At 60.5% G+C, this 17,440-nt stretch carries 28 protein-coding genes and 1 tRNA gene; 17 read left to right on the top strand and 12 right to left on the bottom strand.

Annotated elements, in window-relative coordinates:
- Positions 1-15 precede the first annotated feature (15 nt).
- The 9 genes from BMI86_RS10140 to BMI86_RS10095 form a co-directional block, all read right to left on the bottom strand.
- Positions 16-393, bottom strand: a complete 378-nt coding sequence (locus BMI86_RS10140; protein ID WP_078541195.1) for a hypothetical protein — start codon at positions 391-393, stop codon at positions 16-18.
- 262 nt (positions 394-655) lie between these two features.
- Positions 656-1,432 carry a hypothetical protein gene (locus BMI86_RS10130; RefSeq protein ID WP_078541192.1) on the bottom strand — a complete coding sequence of 259 codons (777 nt, stop codon included), beginning with the start codon at positions 1,430-1,432 and terminating at the stop codon, positions 656-658.
- Between the two features lie 3 nt (positions 1,433-1,435).
- Positions 1,436-1,915 carry a hypothetical protein gene (locus BMI86_RS10125; protein ID WP_078541190.1) on the bottom strand — a complete coding sequence of 160 codons (480 nt, stop codon included), beginning with the start codon at positions 1,913-1,915 and terminating at the stop codon, positions 1,436-1,438.
- Positions 1,899-2,780 (bottom strand): hypothetical protein, encoded by an 882-nt coding sequence (locus BMI86_RS10120; RefSeq protein ID WP_078541188.1) that lies wholly within the window; start codon positions 2,778-2,780, stop codon positions 1,899-1,901. Before BMI86_RS10120 ends, BMI86_RS10125 begins: the two co-directional genes overlap by 17 nt.
- Positions 2,777-3,217: a VRR-NUC domain-containing protein gene (locus tag BMI86_RS10115; protein ID WP_078541186.1), complete on the bottom strand. Its 441-nt coding sequence runs from the start codon at positions 3,215-3,217 to the stop codon at positions 2,777-2,779. Before BMI86_RS10115 ends, BMI86_RS10120 begins: the two co-directional genes overlap by 4 nt.
- Positions 3,214-4,029, bottom strand: a complete 816-nt coding sequence (locus BMI86_RS10110; RefSeq protein WP_078541185.1) for a hypothetical protein — start codon at positions 4,027-4,029, stop codon at positions 3,214-3,216. Before BMI86_RS10110 ends, BMI86_RS10115 begins: the two co-directional genes overlap by 4 nt.
- The gene (locus tag BMI86_RS10105) at positions 4,026-4,223 is read right to left on the bottom strand and encodes a hypothetical protein (protein WP_078541183.1); all 198 of its coding nucleotides are present in this window, start codon (positions 4,221-4,223) and stop codon (positions 4,026-4,028) included. Before BMI86_RS10105 ends, BMI86_RS10110 begins: the two co-directional genes overlap by 4 nt.
- Positions 4,220-4,774 carry an MT-A70 family methyltransferase gene (locus tag BMI86_RS10100; protein ID WP_143594751.1) on the bottom strand — a complete coding sequence of 185 codons (555 nt, stop codon included), beginning with the start codon at positions 4,772-4,774 and terminating at the stop codon, positions 4,220-4,222. The genes BMI86_RS10105 and BMI86_RS10100 overlap by 4 nt, the downstream gene beginning before the upstream one ends.
- Before the next feature lie 181 nt (positions 4,775-4,955).
- Positions 4,956-5,156, bottom strand: coding sequence for a hypothetical protein (locus BMI86_RS10095; RefSeq protein WP_078541182.1), 201 nt, complete (start codon positions 5,154-5,156; stop codon positions 4,956-4,958).
- A gap of 319 nt (positions 5,157-5,475) precedes the next feature.
- Here BMI86_RS10095 and BMI86_RS10085 point away from each other — a divergent pair, with 319 nt between their 5' ends.
- The 17 genes from BMI86_RS10085 (at position 5,476) to BMI86_RS21560 (ending at position 14,621) form a co-directional block, all read left to right on the top strand.
- Positions 5,476-6,093, top strand: a complete 618-nt coding sequence (locus BMI86_RS10085; RefSeq protein ID WP_168173833.1) for a helix-turn-helix transcriptional regulator — start codon at positions 5,476-5,478, stop codon at positions 6,091-6,093.
- Between the two features lie 250 nt (positions 6,094-6,343).
- On the top strand, positions 6,344-6,541 hold the full coding sequence (locus BMI86_RS21240) for a hypothetical protein (protein ID WP_168173832.1): 198 nt from the start codon (positions 6,344-6,346) through the stop codon (positions 6,539-6,541).
- Between the two features lie 64 nt (positions 6,542-6,605).
- Positions 6,606-6,851, top strand: a complete 246-nt coding sequence (locus BMI86_RS10075; protein WP_078541173.1) for a hypothetical protein — start codon at positions 6,606-6,608, stop codon at positions 6,849-6,851.
- Positions 6,852-6,882: 31 nt separating this feature from the next.
- Positions 6,883-7,875: a lambda-exonuclease family protein gene (locus BMI86_RS10070; RefSeq protein WP_078541171.1), complete on the top strand. Its 993-nt coding sequence runs from the start codon at positions 6,883-6,885 to the stop codon at positions 7,873-7,875.
- Entirely contained in the window at positions 7,872-8,873 is a 1,002-nt protein-coding gene (locus tag BMI86_RS10065) for a recombinase RecT (RefSeq protein ID WP_210402715.1), read from the top strand. Before BMI86_RS10070 ends, BMI86_RS10065 begins: the two co-directional genes overlap by 4 nt.
- Positions 8,870-9,178, top strand: a complete 309-nt coding sequence (locus tag BMI86_RS10060; protein WP_078541170.1) for a hypothetical protein — start codon at positions 8,870-8,872, stop codon at positions 9,176-9,178. The genes BMI86_RS10065 and BMI86_RS10060 overlap by 4 nt, the downstream gene beginning before the upstream one ends.
- Before the next feature lie 8 nt (positions 9,179-9,186).
- Positions 9,187-9,477 (top strand): HU family DNA-binding protein, encoded by a 291-nt coding sequence (locus tag BMI86_RS10055; protein WP_078541169.1) that lies wholly within the window; start codon positions 9,187-9,189, stop codon positions 9,475-9,477.
- Complete coding sequence (locus BMI86_RS10050; RefSeq protein WP_078541167.1) at positions 9,477-9,725, top strand: DUF2312 domain-containing protein; 249 nt, start codon at positions 9,477-9,479, stop codon at positions 9,723-9,725. The genes BMI86_RS10055 and BMI86_RS10050 overlap by 1 nt, the downstream gene beginning before the upstream one ends.
- Positions 9,725-9,856 carry a hypothetical protein gene (locus BMI86_RS21565; RefSeq protein ID WP_281480114.1) on the top strand — a complete coding sequence of 44 codons (132 nt, stop codon included), beginning with the start codon at positions 9,725-9,727 and terminating at the stop codon, positions 9,854-9,856. The genes BMI86_RS10050 and BMI86_RS21565 overlap by 1 nt, the downstream gene beginning before the upstream one ends.
- 64 nt (positions 9,857-9,920) lie before the next feature.
- Complete coding sequence (locus tag BMI86_RS10045) at positions 9,921-10,109, top strand: hypothetical protein (protein ID WP_078541165.1); 189 nt, start codon at positions 9,921-9,923, stop codon at positions 10,107-10,109.
- Positions 10,109-10,309 carry a hypothetical protein gene (locus tag BMI86_RS10040; RefSeq protein ID WP_078541162.1) on the top strand — a complete coding sequence of 67 codons (201 nt, stop codon included), beginning with the start codon at positions 10,109-10,111 and terminating at the stop codon, positions 10,307-10,309. The genes BMI86_RS10045 and BMI86_RS10040 overlap by 1 nt, the downstream gene beginning before the upstream one ends.
- A 23-nt stretch (positions 10,310-10,332) precedes the next feature.
- The gene (locus BMI86_RS20960; protein WP_143594750.1) at positions 10,333-10,812 is read left to right on the top strand and encodes a LuxR C-terminal-related transcriptional regulator; all 480 of its coding nucleotides are present in this window, start codon (positions 10,333-10,335) and stop codon (positions 10,810-10,812) included.
- Between the two features lie 115 nt (positions 10,813-10,927).
- Positions 10,928-11,635: a DUF2786 domain-containing protein gene (locus BMI86_RS10030; RefSeq protein ID WP_078541160.1), complete on the top strand. Its 708-nt coding sequence runs from the start codon at positions 10,928-10,930 to the stop codon at positions 11,633-11,635.
- Positions 11,636-11,935: a hypothetical protein gene (locus BMI86_RS10025; protein ID WP_078541158.1), complete on the top strand. Its 300-nt coding sequence runs from the start codon at positions 11,636-11,638 to the stop codon at positions 11,933-11,935.
- Complete coding sequence (locus tag BMI86_RS10020; protein WP_078541156.1) at positions 11,928-12,221, top strand: hypothetical protein; 294 nt, start codon at positions 11,928-11,930, stop codon at positions 12,219-12,221. Before BMI86_RS10025 ends, BMI86_RS10020 begins: the two co-directional genes overlap by 8 nt.
- A 129-nt stretch (positions 12,222-12,350) precedes the next feature.
- Positions 12,351-12,683: a hypothetical protein gene (locus tag BMI86_RS20955; protein WP_143594749.1), complete on the top strand. Its 333-nt coding sequence runs from the start codon at positions 12,351-12,353 to the stop codon at positions 12,681-12,683.
- A 1,164-nt stretch (positions 12,684-13,847) separates the two neighbouring features.
- A complete protein-coding gene (locus tag BMI86_RS21560; protein ID WP_078541153.1) occupies positions 13,848-14,621 on the top strand; it encodes a response regulator transcription factor in 774 nt (257 codons plus the stop codon).
- A 377-nt stretch (positions 14,622-14,998) separates the two neighbouring features.
- Here BMI86_RS21560 and BMI86_RS10005 read toward each other — a convergent pair whose 3' ends face one another.
- The 3 genes from BMI86_RS10005 to BMI86_RS09995 all read right to left on the bottom strand — a co-directional run bounded on the left by BMI86_RS10005 (position 14,999) and on the right by BMI86_RS09995 (position 17,415).
- Positions 14,999-16,285, bottom strand: coding sequence for a tyrosine-type recombinase/integrase (locus BMI86_RS10005; protein WP_246831685.1), 1,287 nt, complete (start codon positions 16,283-16,285; stop codon positions 14,999-15,001).
- A gap of 184 nt (positions 16,286-16,469) precedes the next feature.
- Positions 16,470-16,559, bottom strand: a tRNA-Ser gene (locus BMI86_RS10000).
- A gap of 109 nt (positions 16,560-16,668) precedes the next feature.
- Positions 16,669-17,415, bottom strand: coding sequence for an SDR family oxidoreductase (locus BMI86_RS09995; RefSeq protein ID WP_078541151.1), 747 nt, complete (start codon positions 17,413-17,415; stop codon positions 16,669-16,671).
- Positions 17,416-17,440 lie beyond the last annotated feature (25 nt).

Below are 17,440 nucleotides of genomic sequence, written 5' to 3'. Positions count from 1 at the left end.
TATCGCTTTGTGAAATCAGCGTACGGCAATTGCAATTTGGGCTATCCCGATCACGCAGGTGGCCAAGAGTGAAACTGTCGCCCAGAGGATTGCTTTTCGCGCCCCATCGCGCGCCTCCTGAAGTTCTACCCTCTCGAGGTGCTTGAAAGTTGCATCCAAGGTGAGCGTGAACTGATCGCCGCGCTCTGCCGCGGCGATCAGAACATGCTGCGGGGGCCTTCCCACATCGCGAAGTTCAAACATGTCCACGAACAGCGCTAGCTTTCTCTGCTCACGAGCTTCGTAGCTGGATTGCATCAACAGCTGCTCGAACTCTTGGAACGTCACGCCTTCATCGATTCTGACGTATCCCCATGCGAGGATTTTCTCATAGATGTTCGAGGGCTTGGTCATGGCAGATCAGCTGTTGATCATAGAGTTAAGAAGCCGCACTGCAGCGTTTCGCTCGATGTTGCTCCGTCTCATGAGTAATTGGATGCACTCATCGAATGCTCTTATGTCGGCTGGATCGGCTTTTACCCGCGCGATCGCCGTGTGAACCTCATCATCAAGGTTTGCGTGGAAAATTCTGTAAGAATCGGACATGCAAAATATCCTTTGTCGCTACCGGTCTATAAGATGGCAGCTCCAAGCGCTTCACGCAAAGTAAGGTTTTCTATGCCGACCTATGCGCCTCCTCCTGTTGGCGCTCGGCGCGCACTCGAGCACGGGCAAGCATGATTTCCTCGGGTGAGGCGTTGGCGAGAGCGGCCTCGAGCTTCTGGCGGCGCTCCCATGCCTCGAGCGTCAGATCGGGACGCCCGGCGATGCGTGCGGATTCGGACGGGCTCAGGTGCTTGGCGCGGCACAGGTCATAAACCTCGCGCTCGGCAGGGGTGAGGTTGGCCAGCCTGCTGACAGTCGGATCAGCGGCCCGCCTGCGCATCGCCTCAGCTCGCCTCTGAATGACCTCGGGCGAATTGAGCATTGCAGCCCCACGCTCGCGGTGCTCAGGCGTCTTGCGCTTCCAGCCATCGGCCCACTCGAGCCCGTGATCCTCTGCCCACCGGCGCGCCGTCTGTGGGGCCTCGCCACGCATCCGGGCGGCGACGGTGGCCGTGAGCCCCTGAGCGTGCAGGTCGGCATACTGGTGCCCGTTCTTGGGGCTCTCACGGCTGACACGGAAGCGCGCGCGATTGCTGGCGGCTGCCTCCTTCGATCCGCCTTGCCGTTTGGGCCCGCCGCGACCGGCAACGGCGATTGCGCTCATGACCGAACCATGACTGATCCCAAGGGCGCGCCCTATGCCCAAGATCGAATAGCCCTTGGCCTTCTGCTCAATCATCCAAGCCCTGCGCTTGTTGGCCAGCTCGCTGCCGGGCTTCGGACGGGTGCCGGGTTCCAGCTCAGCCGCGGCCACAGGGTCGGTTTCAAGTTTTTTACAGTTCCGCATGGCTTACTCCGGTTCACGTTTTTGGGCAGGCTTAGACGGCTTGGTGCTTGCTGTGGCCTTGCTCAGCAGCTCTTGGGCCACCTTTCGACGGCGCTCGATCGGGATTGCCTGACCCCGTGGCTCTGCCTCGATCTGCTTCATGGGCTGCACACCGCGCTCGAGCATGACCTTGGCCGTCTGGATGCGGGCCAGCTCGCGATCCGTGCGCTCGGAGATATCGCCGGGCAGGGGCTTCTTGCGACGCAAGCTGTTATCCGCGCTCATCCACCATCGGCAGGCGTTGGAAATCGCCCATGCAGGCTTGCCTTCCAGCTCGTGCGCCCAATCGTTGCCGATCGCCCGGTTGACCTTCTCAGGCAGCTCGGCGGTGTAGTAATGGACCAACAGGGCAGCCATACGGCCCACGATCCATTCACGGGTTGCAGGCCGGGTGAGCTGCGCCACGATTTCGTTGAGCCGATCAAACTCAGCCGTCGAAGTCACTGGATGCGCTTTGAAAGCCCCGCAGGAAGCTATCATGCGCGCTGCGCCCTCGGGTGTGACGTGTTGAGCTACCCGCTCGTGAAGTGTTGGTGTGCCCATCCTGAGCCTCCATCGGTTTGAGTTGGTCGGCGGTGAGTTCGCCCGAAAGCCTCTGCATCGCCTTGGTGAAATACTTGAACGATCCGGGCGGGCCGGTATCGCGCTTGGATGCCATGACGCTTCGGACCTCCGCGATCGCCACGTCCTCGGTGATGCCGGGCAGCTCGAGCCATCGCCGTGCCTCAGCCATGTCGCCTTGTCCTCCGATCCAGCTCGAGGGGCCTGCGATCCCATCAGGACCAACCCCCATCGCCTCGAGAACCCGCTCGCGATAGCTGGGCGCATCGGCTGGGCCTGCCTCCCCCCGGATCGGTCCCTCGTGTGTGTGCGCGCGCGCGCTACCACCACCACCTATTGATTCCCTGTTTATCGTTTGTCCCGCTGCTGTCCCGCTGCTGTCCCGCCCGTGTCCCGTAGCTGTCCCGCTCGCCTGCTGGCCAAACTGATATTCGTCGTAATTACAGATGGTTACGATGGTTGCGCCTGTCCCGCTTTGCGTCACTACCTTGTCCCGCTCAACGAGACGCTGCAAAAAACGCTGCACGCGGCTCTTGGACCACCCCCAAGCCTGCGCAGCGAAGCGCACGGATAGCGCAACTTGCCCGCGTTGAAGGTCGAACACGCATGAGGCCACGCGCTTCTGGCGGGGCTTCCAGGCGGCCTCAGCGATCAGCCAAATCCATGCCTCGCGCTCGGAGAACTTCTCATTCGGAAAGTCTGGATCGTCCCACAGATCGCGGGCGATATTGATCGTGCCTCCGCTCATGTGATGAACCCCCAACTGCGCAGGGCGGCGTCCAGCTCATCCACGGAGCGCACGACCGCATAGCGGAAGCCCATCAGCTCGAGGTCGCGGCGCAGCTCGGATTGATCCTTGCTCAGCTTGCCGCCCGTGGGGGCCTTTACCTCGATGAAGATCGCCATCCCATCGGGCAGTAACACGACGAAATCAGGAAAGCCCGACAGCGTTCCGCGCTCGCGATTCTTGGCGATCTGACGCGCGATGTTGCGCCCGCTCAGGTCAATCTCGTTGGGCGAGTGGTGGACCCTGGCCGGGGCCGGAAAGACCTCGAGGAGACGCTCTAGCACGTCCATATGCACGGGCCCCTCGCGATCCTCGCGCTTGCGCTTGCCGGTAAGCTGACGCGGCAGGCCGGGGGCTGATCCGTCGACGGGGCGGGCGATGTAGGCGGGCACTTTCACAGCATCACCCCCTGCGTGGGCTCTGCCTCGAGCCCGATCGCGTGCTCAGCCGCCCATTTCGGGAAATCGGCCTCGATCTGGGGGAATGCCTCGGGATGCTCGGCCTTCCAGCGCTCAGCTGGCCAGTTGCGCCCCTTGGCCCAGATGCCGCGCGTGCTTGTGCTCTCGATCCAGTGCGATTGGCTCCACATCGACATGCTCACACCAGCCGCAAGGAAATCCGACCGGCGCAGCTGGCCGCGGGCTTCCATCAGGCAGACGAGACGCAGCGCCTGTATCTTCCAGCGAGAGAGCTTGCGCGGTGCCGACGATCCGGCCTGCACATCGGGCACGAAGTCAGGCAGCTCGAGGGCCTCGACCGGCGAGAAGTCATGCCAGCGATCGCGATAGAGCCAGACACGCGACAGATCGAAGGCCTCGGGAAACTCCGGCAGGCCGGGCGTGGAATAGAGCCGCCCGCGTGCGAACTGCTTGCCCGGTGCCCAGTTGTTCGCCGGGTTATGCGTGCCGCCCTCGGAGCGATAGAGCCGGATCACGGTTAGATGCAGGCTCTGGCAGAGCTGCACCATGTCGTCGCTGGCGAAGGGCACCAGCACGGCGCGGAAATCGGGCCCGCTCTTCCAGTCGATGCCCTCGAGGGCTTGATTGATCACCTTGGCATTGAGGCGCAGCTTGGCTTCGATCCCGATCCGCGCGCCATGCTTGTGAGCCAGAACGATATCGAAGTTGCAGGCCTCGGGGTATGCGGTCCAGTCGGCGGGCACAGTGGTGAGGAAATCGCGGCACAGGTCAGCTTCCAGCTCGTATTTCATTCTCCTGCCCCTTTTCGTTGATTGCAGCGCAAGCGCCCGACAACGCCGATCCGGCGCAGCCGGGCGACCTCAGCGCGCACGTCGCGCACATCGAGCCCGTGCTTGATCGCGATATCCTCGACGCCCAGCCCGTCGCGCAGGCCTTGCGCGGTGGAGACGAAGAGGGTTTCGCGCTTTCCGTTGGTCTGGATCATTGGCCGATCCCCTCGAACTTCTCGGTTTCGTTGCCCATGACCTGCCAGCCAGCTCGAGGCCGGCGCGCGAACAGCTCGAGCTTGCGCATGTTGGGAAATCGCTTGTCGATCTGCTCTTGCGGCCATTCAGGCTTGCGCGAGTGGTCGCGCTGATCGCCGGGGATCACGCTGTCGGAGAAGAGCGCAGGGCGCTCGCAGGGGAACCGGCCCCGCTTGGCAATGATGATGAACTCATGGCGGTTGCGGGCCCAATAGCCCGTGGCGATCCGCTGCTTGGGCCACACCAGCTGGCTGACGGGCTTGAACCCCCATTCGCGAGAGAGTTGATACCCATGCTCGGCAAAGGGCACCGTGACCCACATGCACAGAAGCGAGACAGGCGCGGCAATCTCGGCCACCGGCAGGGCTTGCAGCTCCTTGAACGTCATGCATTCGTAATGCCGCATGGCGTTCCGGCCCGGCTTGGCCTTGGAGTTAGAGGCAAACCGCCACGGCGGATCGGCGAAGATGATCTGCCAGCCGCCGAAGGTCAGGGGGAGGGCGATGGTCATGAGGTCTTGTCCTTAATGCCGTAACGCTTGGCCCATGCTGCCCGCGCGTTTGCGCGGTGCTCGCCACAGGCGGCGATAACGGTGGGGTCAGTGCGCTGCGAACGGGGGCCGGGCTGCATGAAGAGAAAGGGTGCAGGCTTGCCGCACCGCCCGCATTTGCGCGGCGGTTGTGGCCCGGTGCTCATTGCGCCCCCTCATCCTCCTGAGCGCCCTCATAGCTCTTGGTGAAGGCGTCGAAGGCCTTCGCCTTCTTGGCCATGTCCTGCTCGCGCTTCTTGGCGCGCTCAAAGAAGCGCGGCGACTTGAAGGCCATCTGGCAGACTGAAGAGGGCTTGAGGTTGTGGCGCGCGCAGAACGCCTCGATATCGTCGGTGAGGCTCATGATACCTCTCTGAGAGCGGAGGCATTTCGCGCCGTTTCCGCAGCCCATGATTTGACTGGAACAGCGCCGTTAGTTGCCGTTTCGATAGCGATTGCAACTTCTCGCCCTGGGCGGCGAGTGCCACCTACTAGTTGGGACATGTAGGGCCGCGAGATCCCGAGAACTCTCGCCATCTTGCTTTGAGTTGTGCCCGAATCCCGGAGGTAGTTTTTCAGATTGTACGCCATACCGTATGTTTGCAGAGGGCAAGCAGGAAGGCAAGGGGGGAGCGCTGTTTAGATATGTGGATCATTTTCTTGTTCCATGCGAAACAGTGAGCATGAAGCTGAATTTGAAAAAGCTCCGTAAGGAGCGCGGGTGGACGATAGACCGGCTTGCTGCGGCCTCCGGCTTGTCGCGCGGCTATATATCCCAACTAGAGACGGGCAAGCGCTTGCCAGGACCAAAGACGCTCACCCAGCTTTCTGAGATTTTCGGTGTTGAGCCGTCCGACATGTTGCTTTCACGCGAGGCGACTACTACCAGTATTCCTATTGAGGGTGTGGTGGGTGCGCTGCATCAGGGCGATCAGGTGAACTACGATTTCAAGTCCAAGCCTCTACGCGAGATGATTGCGCGCCCGGACGTGCTAGAGGGAAAGAACGTCGAAGCCTTGAGCGTGTTCGGCAGCCATTTTGCGCCTTACTACGAAGACTGTGGCATCCTTTTCTATGGTGCGAAAAAAAGACTTAACCCGGAGGGGTTCTTAGGCCGGATTTGCGTTCTTGGTGATGCGAGCGGCAAGACTTGGGTCAAGATTGTCAGGCTCGGTGAGACGCCGAAAACCTTCCATCTGATTTCTTTGAATCCCGGCGCGGTTCCGATGTTCGATGTTCAGCTGAACTGGTGTGCGCCAGTGATGCTGTATCTGCCGCCTGACTTGGCTCGGCGGCTTTAAGGGGCGCGGCTAGGGTAAAGATCATCCCTTACGGAGACTGCATTAGGGCACCGGTGGCGGTGCCCTTTTTCTTTGTGGGCTCACGTGAGCTTCTGCTTAGTCGCAGCAGAGACTTTCCCGAAGCCCTTTGCGAAAAATTGCAAAATGATTCTTGTAGGATTCCTCCTACGTCGCTGTAGAATATTTCCTACAGCAAACTTTTTCTTGTAATAAATCATCACTGAGCGTAGGTAGATTCCCCATAGCCCCAATGAAAGGCAAGGCAGTGACGGGATTCGACGTCCAAATAGGCGAGCAAGTTCGGAGCGCTCAAGCGTCTTCGTTGTCGCTTGTCCAAAAGGGTGAAGAGGACCGCAACGCGCTAATCGACCTCGATGCACGATTTGCGATCGAGGGCTTCCACGGCGGGGCTGATGAGTGGCCGGATCGGTGGAAACTGACCGGCTGAAATAAATATCGGCGCAAGGCTGGACCCCTCACGCCGATACGTTCCCGACAATGGAGAACCGCACATGGCTCAGCACCACGGCGAGGCCCGTCTTAACGCATGCCTTGCTTACTTGGAAAGCCCTATCAGCGCCCCGCAAGCGGAACTGAACGACGAGGCGATCCGCGAAGAGCGCAGCTTGCGCCTCGGCGAAATCGTTCAGTTTGGCTTTAGCGCTCTGATCCTGATCGGCCTGCTCTGCTGGCTCAACCCGCTCGGGCAGCTCACCGCCGCGCAGCATGTCGATCCGCAAATGATCGAGGCTCACTGAGCCACCCCCCCAAGAAAACAAGGAGAAACGTATGTCTGTCGAACCATCCCGCGCAGAGTTTTTGCGCGCGCGCCAGAAAGGGATCGGTGGCTCTGATATCGCCGCGATCTGCGGCCTGTCGAAGTATCAAACCCCCTATGGCGTCTGGGAGAGCAAGACCCAGCCGATCGATTTCGAGGCCGAAGAGCGCAAATACAAAGAGAGCCCGTGGCTCTATTGGGGCCAACTGCTCGAGGAGCTGGTTGCCAAGGAATACGCGAAGCGCATGGGCGTGAAGGTGCAGCGCGTGAACGCGCAGATGCAGCACCCCGATTATCCCTTTGCCGTGGCCAATATCGATCGCGCTGTGGTCAATCCGAAGATCGCGGGCACCGTGCGCTGGAAGGACTACCAGCTGACCACCGATCGCCTGCTCGAGTGCAAGACCGCCAACGGCTTCGCGTCGTCGCTCTGGGGCGAAGAGGGCACCGATGATGTGCCTGAGAGCTACTTGCTCCAAACCCACTGGTATATGGGCATCACGAAGACCGAACGCACGGACATTGCTGTGCTGATCGGCGGCTCCGACTGGCGCAATTACACCGTCCATGCCGATCCCGAAATGTTCGCCTCGCTGCTCGAGCGCGCCGCCGCGTTCTGGGAGCTGGTGGAAGCGAAGGTGGCCCCCGATCCGCAGACCGTCGCCGATGCGATGGCCCGCTGGCCCAAGCACGTCGCCAAGAAGGAACTCGCCGCCACCGTTGAGACGGCGCAGAGCGTCGATCGCTACACCGACCTCAAGGACCAGATCAAAGCCCTCGAGAAAGAGGCTGAGGCCGAGAAGGTGAAAATCTGCACCGCCTTTGGCGATAGCGAAATCCTCACTGACATGGGCTCGCCGATCGCGACTTGGAAGACGCAGGCCAACAACCGCTTCGATGCCAAGGCGCTCAAGGCCGACCACCCCGAAATTCACAGTCTGTATCTGCGCGAGGGCACCAACCGCGTGCTGCGCATCAAGGAAAAGAAGGAGCAAGCAGAATGAACCAGCAAACCCAAGTGACGCATTACGACGCCGAAATGCAGCCCGCTCAGGACAGCTCGCAATTCGCTGTTGTCCCGCACGGTGCCGCGCCGGTGCGCCTGCAAACCGGCAACGCGATGCTGAGCCCGAAGAGCTTGGACGAGGCGTTGAAGGTGGCCGACTATCTGGCCAACAGCTCGATCGTTCCGAAGGACTTCCAAGGCAAGCCGGGCAATATCCTCGTCGCGATCCAGTGGGGCACCGAGCTGGGGCTTGCGCCCTTGCAGGCCATGCAGTCGATCGCCGTTATCAATGGCCGTCCCTCGCTCTGGGGCGATACCGTTCTGGGCCTGTGCCGCGCCTCTGGTGCCCTCGAGTATATGAACGAGGAGCTGGACGAAGAGAGCATGACGGCGACCTGCACCGTCAAGCGCAAGGGCGATCCCAGCGAGGTTGTCAGCACCTTCTCGATGGCCGACGCCGACAAGGCCGGTCTGAGCCGCAAAGATGGCCCGTGGAAGACCTACCCCAAGCGCATGTTGCAGATGCGTGCGCGCGGCTTCGCGCTGCGTGACACCTTCCCTGACGTGCTGCGCGGCCTCTACGTCGCCGAAGAGGCTCAGGACATGCCGGTGATGCGCGACGTGACGCCTGCCGGTGACGCGCCGAGCAAACCCAAGCCGAAGAGCAAGAGCGCGGCAACGAAGTCCAAGCTGACTGGCGGCGATGAGCCTGAGGAAAAGGTCACGCTCGAGACAGTGCTCGCCGAGGTTCAGGCCTGCGAAACCCAAGAGGAGCTGACGGCTGCGGGCGCGCGTTGCGGCAAGCTGACCGGCAACGACAAGAACAAGGCCCGCGAGGCCTATAGCCAGCGGCTCGCCTACCTCAAGGACAAGGCCGCGCAGCACCCGACCCAAGAGGAGCTGGATCGCGCCGAGGCCGAAGCCCGCGCCGCAGCTGACGCTGCCGCAGCCGAGGGTGGCGCGCCCGATGGCGACGAAGACGGGCAGGGCGCATGAACGAGCCGCTCGAAATCAGCGAGCGGGCCCGGATCAAGGGGCGGCGCGAAGCCTTCGCCTTCTTGGTCTGGCGCTTCTGCGAGCCACTGGAATGGAACGTGACCGTGCAGGATATCGCCGCCGCTTTGGGCGTCTCCGCACAGCGCGTTGCCGGGGCTTGCAGGGCGCGGGGCTGGACAAGCCGCCTGCGCGTCTCGCGCCGCACCTATGACACCCCGCTGTCGTCGCCCCTGCATGACTTTGGCCGCGATGCCCTGCGCGCCGGGGCGCAGCTCACCCAAGAACTCACCTTCGACCACCACTGAGGAAGACAATGAAAAAGCAAGACCTGATCGATGCAATCGCCGAGCGCACGGGCATGACGAAGACCAACGCCGAACGTGCGCTCGATGCTCTCAAGTCCGAGGCCACGCTTTGTATGGCCACCGGCAAGGAGTTTGAAATCTCCGGGCTGGTGCGGATCACGCCCAAGCTGCGCCCGGCACGCCAGGGTCGCAACCCCAAGACCGGCGAGTCGCTCGAAATCCCGGCCCGCTATCACGCTGCAACCAAGGCGCTGCCCGCGCTCCTGCGCGCGCTGCCTGACGTGGAAGGGCGGGCCTAATGTCGGACGCAGCCTATAACGTCACCGCCGACGAGCTGCGCCAGTTCATTGAGCAATACGAGAGCCTCGAGGCCGAGAAGAAGGACGTAGCCGAACAGCAGAAGGACATTCTGAGTGAGGCGAAAGCCCGCGGCTACGACACGAAGGTGCTCAAGAAGATCGTGGCCATGCGCAAGCGCGACAAAGACGATCTGGCCGAAGAGGATGCCATTCTCGACCTCTACAAATCTGCGCTGGGGATGGGCTGATGCCTAAGCGCGATCCGCTCCTCACGTTCGACCTGCTGGCCACCGTGCTCTCGCATCTTGTGACGCTGGGCTTTGGCTTCGCCTTGGGCGGTGGCTTGGCCCTGTGGCTGAGCGCCGCGCCGGAAATCTGAACATACCGAGCGGGCCAGGGTGGCCCGGCCCGCTCACCCTCTCCCAACACCCTCGAGGCCCCCAATGGCAAAGCGTCACACCGTCACTGTCAAATACCTCATGACCGCGAAGATTCAGGTTGATGCCGATGATCGCGAAGAGGCGATGCGCAAGGCCGAGGCCGTGGCCCTCAAGTGGAACAAATGCACCGCCGCCACCGCGACCTATGCCGCGATCATTTCGCCAGCGCCGATCGCTGAGGGGGCGAACTGATGATCGCCGATAAAGCCGCCCGGATCGCGATGGTGAAGCGCCTCGAGGCCGCACTCATGACCATTGCCGAGGTCTGCGACACCGACCCGGCAGCCCTTCCGATTTTCGAACGGATCGAGCGCGAGCTTGTCGCCGCACAAGCCGAAATCGAGTCCGACCCGATTGCCCGCGCGCGGGCCCGCCTGCGCCTCACTTCTTAACCCACAGAGCAAGGAATTTTAGGATGAAATTCGTCTCCAACGCTGACTTCAATCTGCCCGAATTTACTGAGGCCGAGCGGCAGGTAATGCCCCTCATGACGCTGCCGCTGAAAGTGTGTTCGCATCGCCTTGGCTGCTCGGAGAGCAACGTGAAATCGCACTTCGCGAGCATCCGCCGCAAGCTGGGTGTGATGAACCGCGAATGCGCCGTGGCGATCCTCGTGCGCGCAGGCGTTCAGATGGAGCTGCTGGTTTATGAGGGCTGCGAGCTGAGCGCGCAGGAAAGCCCCGAGCCCGAGGCTGGAAAAGAGGTCAGCCCCGCCGAAAGCGTGGTCGCGTTGCCGCAGCCGGCGCATGACACGCGCGCCGAGCGCGAGCGCCAAACCCGGCGCGCGCTGCTGCGCAGCTCCATCACTGATCGGTTCAGTCAAGATCAGCTGCGCGCGATGCACCGCGACGGCCTTCTGCCCAAGAACTTCTTCCACATGAAGGAGGCGTTTTGATGCCCTATCTGATGGCCTGCTATGGCGTGGTGATCGCGATCAAGCGCTATGCGCAGCAGAAGCAGCACCGCGAAAATCGAAGCTTCCTCGCCGCCGTGCTCGAGGGGGCGATCTGATGGCCGATCGCAGCGAAATCATCGCCCGGATCAAGGCGCTCCGCGCGCGCGCGTCCGATGAGGCCTCGAGCGAGGCGGAAGTCGCCGCAGCGGCCTCGCGCGCCGCGCGCCTGATGGCCGAGCATGAGATATCCGAGAAGGATATCATCGAGCGCGGGTCCGATGGCGTAATCGAGGGGATGCACAACGCGGGGCGGGTGCGGCTGCATCCGGCCCTCGAGGTCTGCGGGTTCCAGATCGGGGCCTATACCCATTGCGCGGCCATGACCAAAGGGGGCGCAAACCTGTGGGCCGGTCAGCCCGAGGACGTGGAGTTTGCGATCTACCTCAGCGAGCTGGTGCAGGCTGCCAGCGAGCGGGCGTATCGCAACCATTGGCGCAAGCTCTGGGCTTTGGCACCCAAGGCCAAGTATCGGCTGAGCTTCATGCACGGGTTCGCCCTGGGCGTTGCGCAGCTCCTCGAGGGCGAAATCGCGCGCCGCGAGCAGGCACAGGCCTCGAGCGCGACCGGCACCGCCCTTGTCGTCGCCAAGGAGGCGGTGATCGCCGAATACATGGCCGAGCACCAGCCCGGCATCAAGAACCACAAGCCACGCAAGCAGCGCAAGCCCGCGATATCGGCCTTCTTCGCCGGGAAAAACGCCGGTGAGCGCGTGAACATCAATCGCCCGCTCGAGGGCAAGGAAGACCTCGAGAGGATCGGCTAGATGATCATCGCGGGGAAGGGCACCTATCTGGGATTTCTGAGCGAGATAATCGATCAGATGCGACCGGGCGACGAGCTGCTGATCGACGGCAACGCAATGCGTCGTCAGCTCGAGCCCTCAGCCGGTCGCGGCAAGCCGTTTTCCCCGGCTGATCGGGTGCTTTCCAACATCTGCGGCCCCCTCGTTTTCCACACCTACGAAGTCAGTCACGCGACGGGAAAAGTCATGTTCCGTTGCCACGCAATCGATCGGCGACATGGCTCGCCAGACAAGACACTGAAAGGAATTTTCGATGCCTGAGTGCAAATTCGTGGAATGCCACAAGGAAGCGCGCGCCGAGTTGATGCAGGCGCTTCACCACTCGCAGGGCGGCGACCTCGAGGAACGCGCCTATTGGATGATCGCCTCGCTGGGCCGGGAGTATGACGCGGCAGCCGAAAACTCCATTCTGGTGCGGCAGGAGAACAGCCGCCTGCGCCAGCGCGCCGTTGATCTGAACAAGAAGCTCGAGGCCGCGCTCGATCGCGCCCGCGCCGCCGAGAGTCAAGTTGACCGGAGTGAGCGTACCAACTTGGGAAGTCTCTAACTGGCCAGACAATGTGTTACAATTGGGCCTCAAAATTTAATTTTGAAGCTCGAGCTTGTAGAGCGAGCTTGAGCAGCAGGTGCATCTAATCGAGGCTCTTTTAAACGTCGTCGCGGAGAGGAAAGCGAAGTGAAAGCTTACGTTTGCATTGCGTTCGTACTGTCTAGTGTCTTTGTCAGTCCTGCAGCTGCATACACGACACAAGAATGTGGTGACTGGAACGAGTTCGGCCAAGTTGTTATGTACATGCGGCAGAAAGGGGTGCCGATAAGCGAAGCATATCAAGCCGCTTCTCAAACTCAAAAAGAAAATCCAGTTTCAAAGTCAGAATTAGAACTTTATCTCAACGTAATTAATTACGCATATTCTTTTCCGGTTCAGCATTCTTACCGAAAGGCGACCAATGTAACGATCGAGTTTGGCAAGGAAATCTACTCGATGTGCGTTGCAGGCTGGGAGTAAGTTGAAATCAGCGATTCCAAATGGTCTTGGGAGAGCGACGACTGTACCCTACGCCGCCTGTGCTTTGCCCCCAAACAATCGGGTCGTAGCATCACACATTTAGCATATTTCAACAAATGGTCCTGTTAAGAGGTTTTGGGGCGGAGAAACAAGGATCGAATATTGACGCGGCTTTCAGTCGATGCTGCTTCCCGCTTAGGAGTGGGATTGATCTTATTCGAATTTTAGTCAAAGGCTGTAACTAAGTCGCAGGGGGTTAGCGGCTTCGAAAAAAATACGCAGCATTCTGGTAGTTCGTTGATCTTCGGAGTTGAGCCTCCTGAGATAACGATTATGCGGCACGAGGGCGCTCGACTATGAACTTCTGCCGCAAGTGCGACCCCGTTCATTCGGCCGGGCATATCTATATCTGTAACCAGTATGTCGATCTCCAGTCCAGAGTCGAGCAGCTCGAGCGCAGAACTCGCGGAGTCTGCTTCAGCGACCTCGAAACCCATGTCCTCGAGCCCTAGAGTAAGGTCCATTCTGATGATCACTTCGTCTTCGACGACGAGAACCTTGGCGTTATCTCGGTGCATGATCTAGCCTCTAAACTTTGGAAAAGATTGGCTTTCCAAGGCTTGACCGGAAAACGCTACTATTGTGAACGTCCCGAATAGATAGCAGTTCCATCCTTTGGCCTCGAATGTCAGTAGTGCGCAGGAAGTGGCCTTTTCTTCTGAACCAAGCGGTAGCGTCCAACTCGATGCGACTCGCAGACGCACCTGGCCGTCTGGAAGCTGCAGTAGCGTTGGGCCCCTCGCGGTTCGACGGGTGCTGGCCGGGGTACCAGATTGTGCGCCAACCGGAAGCCGAGAAAAGTTGTCATCGCCATATGTGTCGCCGCAGCCGGTGCGGTGCAAAGGCGTCTTTGCGGTTTTCGTCCGCGTCCAGTCGATACCCTTGTTGTCGTATTAGCTCTGCGAGGCGAAAGGATTCTCACGGTGTCTCGGCTACTTTCGCGCTCGAAGGCAAACTTGTCTGCTTCTTGAAGAGCACAACTTTCGAGCAGCAATGAACCTGAAATCGCCTATGACCGCATATACCATTAGTTGGATAGCGCGCTCACGTGGCGGTGCTATTCTGCTTAGTTAAAGCCTGGGGAGGCTGAAGGTCGGAGGGGATATGAACACGCTCAACATTGGAAATTTCAGCGGGGTGTCTCAAGTTGCGCCGCGGCGCAGGCATGGGCCAAGTGTTTGTTTCGTGGGGTCGCGGGGGCTCTTCAGCGATGTGGTCATGCGGGCGCTCGAGGGCGAAATGCCAGAGATCTCGCTGAATCGCGTGCATCAATTTGAGGATGTCCGTCAATGCATGGATGACGATACCCACTATCCGAATGGCGGCAGGGTTTGCGCCTTGATCGTGGAGGAAGGCGGTGCCGCAGAACTGAAATCGTTCATCGAGACACGGGGAAAAACTCATTCGCGCATGCGCTTCGCGATCGCGTACAGCGAGGATACGCTTGGACGGGAGGCAATGGATATCCTTAGATCCGGAGCCCTGCTCGATCAGGTAAGCCTTCTGCCGATGAATATCAACATCACGACTTGGATGCTGACATTTCGCATCATCCTGTCAGGTGGGCACTTTGTCCCGCCGGCGCTTTTTGGACCCGGAGTGACGGTGTCTACGGCGGTCACGAAAAAGCTTGCTGAGCCGAGCCTGGATCTGGAGCCGTTGCCTGGCGCGATGGACACACTGACGCGGCGCGAGCGGGAAGTCCTGCAACTTCTGGCATACGGTCAGCAGAACAAGATCATCGCGGATCGCCTTCAGGTCTCCGAGCACACCGTGAAGATCCACATGCATCGGATCATCAGTAAGCTCGGCTTGGATAACCGGACAGCGGTTGCTGTCTGGTATCATCGCCAAGAGGCAATAGATTACCTTCAGTAGAAAACAGTGAACACGCGCCGCGCTAAATTGGCGGGCGGGGATGGAGTGCAAGGTTATTAGCCATAACAGACCTGTCTCGGCGCTGTACGACGTGGAGGGAACCACCTTGGAGCTGGAAATCGGTCAAAAAAATATTTGCTTTTGCAAAGCTACCACAGCGGCGATCGCTACTTTATTGGGGGGCAGTATTTAGAGCGGTTGCTGTTCGAGGTGTCTGGTCACAACATGCCCCGCACGCACCGTGACCAGGTAATTCACCTTCAACGTTCAGTGGCGGGTACGAAGAAGGTCACTCGTAAACAAATCCGACCATACCCGCGTACTGCCTAAACTTAAACTATCCAATAGTACTTGTTGATCATGTGACGTGACGACTCTCAGAGAGCAAAGTTCTTGAGCAGGGTGGCGATATAGTCAATCCCGCCGCCGTCGCCGTAGCGTTCCCGGTTGAGCGTGTGGCCCAGCATGTCGCGCCTGATCCGCTCATCGATTTTCGCGCGCAGCATACGATCCTCGAACGAGTGCCTGAGCGAATACATGACATGGTTGGGCGTCTCGAGCAGGCCGTTTTCCTCAAGGAACTTGTTCACCGTGGCCGATAGGGTGGCGCTGTTCTCGCGATAGCGCGGGAAACCTTGCTTGGCCTCACGGAAGGCCTCGAGGCTGATGCCGGTCAGCGGGATCGTGCGCTCGCTGTGGACGTTCTTGAGCGATCGCCAAGGTTCGGGTTTGATGATGATATGAGGCGTTTTGGCCTCGAGCACGATCGTGCTCTCATCGAGCCCGGCCCCTTCGCTTGGCCGATAGCCGGTATTGATCATGCCCAAGAGGATCATGCGGGCGTCGGTGTTGAGCCCGTCGAGCGCGCCGGGGGCGAGTAGGCGCTCCGTGATCCATTTGTCGGAGAAGGGCGGGCGGGTCTTCTTCTTGGCGTTGGAGCGGAGCATCAGGCCGTCATTCTCGTATTGCAGCTTGATGCCCTTCGCGCGGGCGACCTCGCGCCACATGGCGTTGAGGTAGGTCATGGATTTGTTCGCGGTATCCGCCGCAATCTCTTGGCGAAGAACGCGCTCCATCAGCGCGTTGCGCAGATCGAACATGTCCGACGTGGTGATTTCGCCGAGTGGCTTGTCGCCGCAAACCTCGATGAACTCCTTTGTAGCTTTGATGCGCGGGTTACGGTGGCGGCGCAGCTGATCCTGGCTCTTGCCCACCAGCTTATCGGCGGCGACCTCATAGAACAGTTCAAACGCGCGGTTAGGCGTGATTTCGGGCGGGGCCACGAGGCCGAGAGCTGCATCGGCCTCTTTCTTGTCGATCGTGCCATTGGGCCGCTTGATGCTCTCCACGCGCTTGAGAACCTCATCGATCGGCAGGCGGGCCACTTCATCGGCGCGGACATATCGATAGCCACGGGTGCGCGCCAAATCCATCGCGGCTTCCATGCGCTCTTCGGCATCGGAGGTTTCGCCGCGCAGCTTCGCTTCCCAGCCATCGATCATGCGCGACCAGACTTCGGGGGCCTTGCGATCCGCGATATCGAGGCTGTCGGTCCATAGGCACTGATTGATGATGGTTCGCGCTTCCACGCTCGAGTAGCGGCGCGGCACGCGCTTTCGGAAGTAATAGACGCCATCGCGTAGGAAGGGCTTGATCTTGGCCACGGGGAATCTCTCTCAGAACGCTCGCATCCTGACCGCTCGAGGGGGTTTTGCCAAGCGGCAAATGTGAACCCAATTGTGAACCTGAGTGTGAACCTGAAACCGACCATAGGCCGCGAATGGCCGCTTCCTTTTCGCTGAAAGCCCTTATTTTGTTGGGAATTTCGTTATAATGCAAAAAGGAAAGTGGCGGAGAGACAGGGATTCGAACCCTGGGTCGGCTCTCACCGACAACGGTTTTCGAGACCGCCGCATTCGACCACTCTGCCACCTCTCCGCATCAGGGGTCGTCTTGTAGGGCGGGATTTAGCCGCCCTCGCGCGCCCTTGCAACCCGTTTTTCGACGAAATTTTCAGATACTTCGCAAAGCCGTCATAAACGTGAGGTCAACGCATCCGCAGCGCCCCGTCGAGGCGGATGACTTCGCCGTTCAGATAGCCGCTCTGGACGATGAAACCGGCGAGTTTCGCGTATTCCGACGGATCGCCGAGCCGTTTCGGGAAGGTCACTTCCTCGGCGAGGCTGTCTTGCACCTCCTGCGGTAGGCCCTTCATCATCGGGGTGGCGAAAATGCCCGGCGCGATGGCACAGCAGCGCACGCCCTGGCTGGCGAGATCACGGGCCAGCGGTAGGGTCATCGCGACGATGCCGCCTTTCGAGGCTGCATAGGCCGCCTGACCCTTTTGCCCGTCGAAGGCGGCGATGGAGGCGGTGTTGACGATCACGCCGCGCTCAGGGCCGGGGTTGCGGGCCATCTCGGCGGCGGCGAGACGGGCGACGTTGAAGCTACCCACGAGGTTGATGTCGATCGTGCGCGCGAAGCTCTCGAGCCGGTGCGGCCCCTCGCGGCCCACGACGCGCTCTCCGGTGGCGATGCCCGCGCAATTGACGGCGACGTCGATGCCGCCCATCGCTTTGAAGGCGGCGGCGATCCCGGCGGCGACGCTGTCCTCGGAGGTCACGTCGACCTCGGCAAAGGTCGCGCCGATCTCGGCAGCAAAGGCCTCGCCCCCCGCGCGGTCGCGGTCGAAGAGCGTCACCTGGGCCCCCGACTCAGCGAAGTGCCGGGCGGTCGCAGCCCCGAGACCCGAGGCGCCGCCGGTGATGACGGCACGAATTTCACTCAACTCCATGTGATCCTCCCTGGAAATGAACGTG

The sequence above is a fragment of the Thioclava sp. DLFJ5-1 genome, from assembly GCF_002020115.1.
Taxonomy (GTDB): Bacteria; Pseudomonadota; Alphaproteobacteria; order Rhodobacterales; family Rhodobacteraceae; genus Thioclava; species Thioclava sediminum.
Note: the sequence above shows the minus strand (reverse complement) of the source record. Positions and strands in the feature narration are given on the sequence as shown.

What these genes read in the sequence shown, in the direction of transcription:
- BMI86_RS10055 (WP_078541169.1), top strand. Translation starts at nt 9,187, where the DNA reads ATGAAAAAGCAAGACCTGATCGATGCAATCGCCGAGCGCACGGGCATG.
- BMI86_RS10025 (WP_078541158.1), top strand. Translation starts at nt 11,636, where the DNA reads ATGATCATCGCGGGGAAGGGCACCTATCTGGGATTTCTGAGCGAGATA.
- BMI86_RS21240 (WP_168173832.1), top strand. Translation starts at nt 6,344, where the DNA reads ATGAAAGGCAAGGCAGTGACGGGATTCGACGTCCAAATAGGCGAGCAA.
- BMI86_RS10100 (WP_143594751.1), bottom strand. Translation starts at nt 4,774, where the DNA reads ATGACCATCGCCCTCCCCCTGACCTTCGGCGGCTGGCAGATCATCTTC.
- BMI86_RS10110 (WP_078541185.1), bottom strand. Translation starts at nt 4,029, where the DNA reads ATGAAATACGAGCTGGAAGCTGACCTGTGCCGCGATTTCCTCACCACT.
- BMI86_RS10085 (WP_168173833.1), top strand. Translation starts at nt 5,476, where the DNA reads ATGAAGCTGAATTTGAAAAAGCTCCGTAAGGAGCGCGGGTGGACGATA.
- BMI86_RS10070 (WP_078541171.1), top strand. Translation starts at nt 6,883, where the DNA reads ATGTCTGTCGAACCATCCCGCGCAGAGTTTTTGCGCGCGCGCCAGAAA.
- BMI86_RS09995 (WP_078541151.1), bottom strand. Translation starts at nt 17,415, where the DNA reads ATGGAGTTGAGTGAAATTCGTGCCGTCATCACCGGCGGCGCCTCGGGT.
- BMI86_RS10045 (WP_078541165.1), top strand. Translation starts at nt 9,921, where the DNA reads ATGGCAAAGCGTCACACCGTCACTGTCAAATACCTCATGACCGCGAAG.
- BMI86_RS10060 (WP_078541170.1), top strand. Translation starts at nt 8,870, where the DNA reads ATGAACGAGCCGCTCGAAATCAGCGAGCGGGCCCGGATCAAGGGGCGG.
- BMI86_RS10075 (WP_078541173.1), top strand. Translation starts at nt 6,606, where the DNA reads ATGGCTCAGCACCACGGCGAGGCCCGTCTTAACGCATGCCTTGCTTAC.
- BMI86_RS10050 (WP_078541167.1), top strand. Translation starts at nt 9,477, where the DNA reads ATGTCGGACGCAGCCTATAACGTCACCGCCGACGAGCTGCGCCAGTTC.
- BMI86_RS10105 (WP_078541183.1), bottom strand. Translation starts at nt 4,223, where the DNA reads ATGATCCAGACCAACGGAAAGCGCGAAACCCTCTTCGTCTCCACCGCG.
- BMI86_RS10040 (WP_078541162.1), top strand. Translation starts at nt 10,109, where the DNA reads ATGATCGCCGATAAAGCCGCCCGGATCGCGATGGTGAAGCGCCTCGAG.
- BMI86_RS10065 (WP_210402715.1), top strand. Translation starts at nt 7,872, where the DNA reads ATGAACCAGCAAACCCAAGTGACGCATTACGACGCCGAAATGCAGCCC.
- BMI86_RS10020 (WP_078541156.1), top strand. Translation starts at nt 11,928, where the DNA reads ATGCCTGAGTGCAAATTCGTGGAATGCCACAAGGAAGCGCGCGCCGAG.
- BMI86_RS10130 (WP_078541192.1), bottom strand. Translation starts at nt 1,432, where the DNA reads ATGCGGAACTGTAAAAAACTTGAAACCGACCCTGTGGCCGCGGCTGAG.
- BMI86_RS10120 (WP_078541188.1), bottom strand. Translation starts at nt 2,780, where the DNA reads ATGAGCGGAGGCACGATCAATATCGCCCGCGATCTGTGGGACGATCCA.
- BMI86_RS10030 (WP_078541160.1), top strand. Translation starts at nt 10,928, where the DNA reads ATGGCCGATCGCAGCGAAATCATCGCCCGGATCAAGGCGCTCCGCGCG.
- BMI86_RS21565 (WP_281480114.1), top strand. Translation starts at nt 9,725, where the DNA reads ATGCCTAAGCGCGATCCGCTCCTCACGTTCGACCTGCTGGCCACCGTG.
- BMI86_RS10140 (WP_078541195.1), bottom strand. Translation starts at nt 393, where the DNA reads ATGACCAAGCCCTCGAACATCTATGAGAAAATCCTCGCATGGGGATAC.
- BMI86_RS21560 (WP_078541153.1), top strand. Translation starts at nt 13,848, where the DNA reads ATGAACACGCTCAACATTGGAAATTTCAGCGGGGTGTCTCAAGTTGCG.
- BMI86_RS10095 (WP_078541182.1), bottom strand. Translation starts at nt 5,156, where the DNA reads ATGAGCCTCACCGACGATATCGAGGCGTTCTGCGCGCGCCACAACCTC.
- BMI86_RS20960 (WP_143594750.1), top strand. Translation starts at nt 10,333, where the DNA reads ATGAAATTCGTCTCCAACGCTGACTTCAATCTGCCCGAATTTACTGAG.